Below are 4,729 nucleotides of genomic sequence, written 5' to 3'. Positions count from 1 at the left end.
CAGGCTCCCCCTGAGCAATCGATTGCTGCCAAACTAGGGGTAGCAGCAGGTGATCAAGTAATTGGTTGGCAATCCTTATCATCTGACTATAGTGGCGCCCCAATTCTTGGAGAGTTTGATCCCGTCCCAAGTTGGAATGCTCTGCGTTGGCGGCTATTGGATGCCGTAACTGGAGAGCAGGGCTTTGCCCTAGAAATGCGGGATGCCTCTGGTGGGCGCCATATTAAATCCTTTAGGCAGGGTGATTTACCCCAGGTAACACCAGAATCGGACCCACTAAAAGCATTAGGCTTATTTCCCCAGATCACCCCGCCTTCAGAGTGGAATCAGCTGAAATTGGGCCCGATTGATGCCCTGAGCTTTGCCAGTCAACGGGTCTATGTGATCACCAAGGTCTCTATGAGGTTGATGCTTGGTTTATTGACCGGCAAAACGACCTTAAAGCAGCTGGGTGGACCCCTCAGTATTGCAGATATGGCTGGGAAGTCTGCTCAGGTGGGCTGGCAGCCATTTGTAGCCTTTTTAGCTCTCATGAGCATCAGTATTGGACTCTTGAATTTAGTGCCTTTACCAATGCTAGATGGGGGTCAGCTCCTGTATGATGCATGGGAGTTGGTTGCTGGTAAGCGAATTACATTATCTCTGCAGGAAAAGCTCCAAAAAGTGGGTTTTTTGCTGCTGATAGCCCTTTCCTTGCTGGCCTTGTTTAACGATTTGCAACGCTACCTTTTACCTTGAATTTTTTGATACCTTCTTTTCGCTCCCTAACTCGATTTATTGCTCAAGTCGTTCTGATTGTTGCGGCAGGTTTTTGTATAAACGCACAAGCAGCCGATACCTTTGTCATTAAAGACATTCGAATCGAAGGTTTGCAGCGAGTGGAGCCGGGCACTGTATTTAGCTACCTTCCAGTTCAGGTAGGCGATACCTTTACCGAAGAGAAGAGTGCTGAGGCCATTAAGGCGCTCTACAGCACTGGCTTTTTCCGAGATGTGCAAATTCAGGCTCAGGGCAATGTCTTGATTGTGATCGTTGAAGAGCGTCCTACTATTTCCCGGATTGAATTTACCGGCATGAAGGAGTTTGATGTAGAGGTCGTTCGGAAGTCGCTCAAAGCCGTTGGGGTTGCTGAAGCTCGTTTCTATGACAAAGCTTTGATTGACAAAGCTGAGCAAGAACTGAAGCGCCAGTATGTTGGTAAAGGTATGTATGCGGCTGAGGTAGTTGCAACCGTTACCCCAGTAGAGCGTAATCAAGTGGCGATTTATTTCAATATCGATGAAGGTCCTGTAGCTAAGATCCAAGAGATCAACTTTATTGGTAATAACGTGTTCAGTGAGAGCACTCTTAAGAGCCAGATGCAGTTGAAAACTGGCGGCTGGCTTTCTTGGTATAGCAAAGACAATTTGTATTCCAAGCAAAAACTCACGGCCGACTTGGAGAATATTCGCTCCTACTATCTCAATCGCGGTTACCTTGAGTTTGTTATTGAGTCCACCCAGGTTTCTATTACCCCTGATAAAAAAGGTATCTACCTGACGATCAGTATTCGTGAGGGTAATAAATTCACCGTTAAGAATGTGCGTTTAGCTGGTGACTTATTGGGCAAAGAGGCTGAGTTAATTCAGTTGGTAAGTCTTAAGCCGGGCGATACCTTCTCATCGGCCAAGTTGACAGAGAGTACTAAAGCGATTGCTGAAATTCTGGGTTCATATGGTTATGCGTTTGTAACCATTAATCCGCAACCAGACATTCGTCGTGAATTAAGTGAAGTGGACTTGACTCTAGTGGTTGATCCAGGTCGTCGTGTCTATGTTCGTCAAGTCAATGTTACCGGTAATGCCAAGACTCGTGATCTAGTGATTCGCCGTGAGATGCGTCAGTTTGAAAGCGCCTGGTTCGACAGTGAGAAGATTGATTTATCGAAAAAACGTTTGGGTCGCTTGGGTTATTTCACGGAGACTGATGTATCTACGCAGGACGTTCCAGGATCTGCGGATCAGGTCGATGTTAATGTGAAGGTCACCGAGAAGCCAACTGGCGCAGTTACTTTGGGAGCTGGTTTCTCCTCCACTGAGAAGTTGATTCTCTCTGCAGGTATTAACCAAGAGAACGCTTTTGGTACCGGTACCGCAGTAGGCTTGAATTTCTCCCTCGGTAAGATTAATCAAAGTTTGGCTTTGTCAAACTATGACCCTTACTTCACCGAAGATGGCATCAGTCGATATACCGATTTGTTCTACAGATCATCCAAGCCTTTGTATTATGTCGGTGACCCCGAATATCAAATTAAGTCTGTTGGTTCAAATATCAAGTTTGGTGTTCCGTATACCGAAGTAGATCGAGTTTTCTTTGGTTCTGGTATTGAAGTCTTTCAAATTAAATCCACAGTAAATACACCTCAGCCGTATTTGAATTACATGATTGACTATGGCGCTCCATCACCAGGCTATCCAGCGTCACTCAATACTTACAATATCCCCGTTACTATCGGCTGGTCACGTGATGGTCGTGATAGCGCGCTGATTCCATCAACAGGATCTTTGCAACAGCTGAACGCTGAAGTGGGAACTCCGCTTGGCAATATGATGTTCTACCGCCTGTTTGGCCAATATCAAAAATATCACTCCTTCTCAAAGGGTAATATCCTGTCCTTTAACGGAGAGCTTGGCTACGGTGAAGCGTACGGTAAGTACCCATTCCCGATTACCAAAAACTACTATGTGGGTGGTATTGGATCTGTTCGAGGCTACGCTCCAGGATCACTTGGACCTACCTACGTTAATACCTACACTGGCCTGAACCAGCCTACCGGCGGTCAGTCCAAAATTGTCAGCAACGTTGAGTACACCGTGCCTGTTCCTGGATCTGGCGTTGATAAAACCTTGCGTGTATTTGGTTTCGTAGATGGCGGTAACGTGTATAACGAAAACATCAATCTCGTCTTACGATATTCTTACGGCTTAGGTTTATCATGGATATCACCGCTGGGCCCATTAAAGTTCAGCTATGGTATTCCGATCAAATCCTTGCCAACGGATAATGTGCAGCGTTTGCAGTTCCAAGTCGGTACGGCGTTTTAATTGTTTAAGGAAAGTTTTATGAAGCTTTGTCAATCTTCAAAATGGATTCAATACAGCTTAGTTGCTGTTTCTTCACTGATCGCTTTGCCTCAGGCATTGGCACAGGATGCTGGCACCCGAGTTGCAGCTGTAAACGTTGAAAAAGTATTCAACGAATCGAATATGGCTAAGGCAAGTCAGACTAAGTTGCAAAATGAATTTACGAAGCGTCAGAATGAAATTCGTACTAGCGCTGAAAAGATTAAGGCTGCAGCAGAAAAATTAGATCGCGATTCAGCGGTCATGTCTGAGGCAGATCGTGTTCGCCGTCAGCGCGAGTTGGCTGACCAAGATCGCGAATTGCAGCGCAAACAACGCGAGTACACAGAAGATCTCAATCAGCGTAACTTTGAAGAGCGTGCCAAGATTGCTGAAAAAGCAAATCAAGCCCTCAAGCAAATCGCTGAGCAAAGAAAAATTGATGTCATTATTCAAGATCCAGCCTATGCAAATCCTAAGGTTGACGTAACTGATGATGTCATCAAGGCTTTGAATAGTCTCAAGTAAGTTTTATGCCCACCGCCATCGAGCTGGCCAAACAGTTTCAAGTAAGCTTGGTGGGGGATGGCTCCCTCGTGCTTCAGGGTCTCGCTCCTCTCGAGCGAGCTCAAGTCAGCCAGATTTCCTTTCTCTCAAATCCGCTATACCGTCAACAGGCTAGTGATAGTGCTGCTGGTGGATTGATTGTTAATCAAGCTGACGCAGACTTTCTTCAGGCAAATCCCGGAAGCAACTCAGTGGGGCGCGTGTATTTTGTTTCCAAAAATCCCTACGCTACTTTTGCCAGAATGGCGCAGCATTTTGCGAAAGCATCTGCGCCAATTTATGCTCCTGGTGTGCACTCAAGTGCCGCAGTAGATCCATCTGTACATATTCCGGATTCATGTCATATCGGACCATTTGTACAAATCGGCCCTGGCGTGACATTGGGTGAGCGTGTTAGCTTATTAGGCAATACTTCAGTTGCTAGAAACTCCGCCATTGCAAGCGACACTTTAATTTATCCCAACGTCTCGATTTATTCGGAGACTACTATTGGTGAGCGTTGCATTATTCATAGTGGCGCTGTGATTGGTGCGGATGGCTTTGGTTTTGCTCCTGATTTTTCTGCAACTGGTGCTGAGTGGGTCAAGATCCCGCAAACCGGTTCTGTAGTGGTTGGCAATGATGTTGAGATTGGTGCGTCTACGACGATTGATCGTGGCGCCATGAGTGACACCATCATAGGCAGTGGAACTAAGATTGATAACCAAGTTCAGATCGCCCATAACGTGGTGGTGGGTAACTGTTGCGTGATCGCGGGTTGCGCAGCTATCTCAGGTAGCACCAAAATTGGTAACTTCTGCATCATTGGCGGTGCCGCCAACTTTGCAGGTCATCTCACCATTGCTGATAAAACTACGGTTTCTGGAAATACCTCGATTATTCGTTCTATTACCGAGCCAGGCCAGCATTACACAGGCGTTTACCCTTCAATGCTACATGGCGCCTGGGAGAAAAATGCTGCCATTTTGCGCGGCCTCGATAAAATACGTCAACGCTTACGATTATTAGATAAATCTAAATAAATTCGTCACTACATTCAAAAATTAGAAACTTTATCCAGC

Annotated in this window: 4 protein-coding genes; all 4 read left to right on the top strand. The window is 46.0% G+C overall.

Annotated elements, in window-relative coordinates:
• Positions 1–738, top strand: a 738-nt coding sequence (locus B7X71_RS12045) for an RIP metalloprotease (protein ID WP_293600848.1), incomplete at its 5' end; no start/stop codon positions are given.
• A 53-nt stretch (positions 739–791) separates the two neighbouring features.
• On the top strand, positions 792–3,083 hold the full coding sequence (gene bamA / locus B7X71_RS12040) for an outer membrane protein assembly factor BamA (RefSeq protein WP_293600849.1): 2,292 nt from the start codon (positions 792–794) through the stop codon (positions 3,081–3,083).
• An 18-nt stretch (positions 3,084–3,101) separates the two neighbouring features.
• Positions 3,102–3,629, top strand: a complete 528-nt coding sequence (locus tag B7X71_RS12035) for an OmpH family outer membrane protein (RefSeq protein ID WP_215301278.1) — start codon at positions 3,102–3,104, stop codon at positions 3,627–3,629.
• A 5-nt stretch (positions 3,630–3,634) separates the two neighbouring features.
• Positions 3,635–4,690, top strand: a complete 1,056-nt coding sequence (gene lpxD, locus B7X71_RS12030) for a UDP-3-O-(3-hydroxymyristoyl)glucosamine N-acyltransferase (protein WP_293600847.1) — start codon at positions 3,635–3,637, stop codon at positions 4,688–4,690.
• Positions 4,691–4,729: the final 39 nt, after the last annotated feature.

The sequence above is a fragment of the Polynucleobacter sp. 39-46-10 genome (genome assembly GCF_002282275.1).
Note: the sequence above shows the minus strand (reverse complement) of the source record. Positions and strands in the feature narration are given on the sequence as shown.

Bases quoted from the DNA above. Each gene is read 5' to 3' on its own strand.
- B7X71_RS12035 (WP_215301278.1), top strand. From the start codon at position 3,102: ATGAAGCTTTGTCAATCTTCAAAATGGATTCAATACAGCTTAGTTGCT.
- lpxD (WP_293600847.1), top strand. From the start codon at position 3,635: ATGCCCACCGCCATCGAGCTGGCCAAACAGTTTCAAGTAAGCTTGGTG.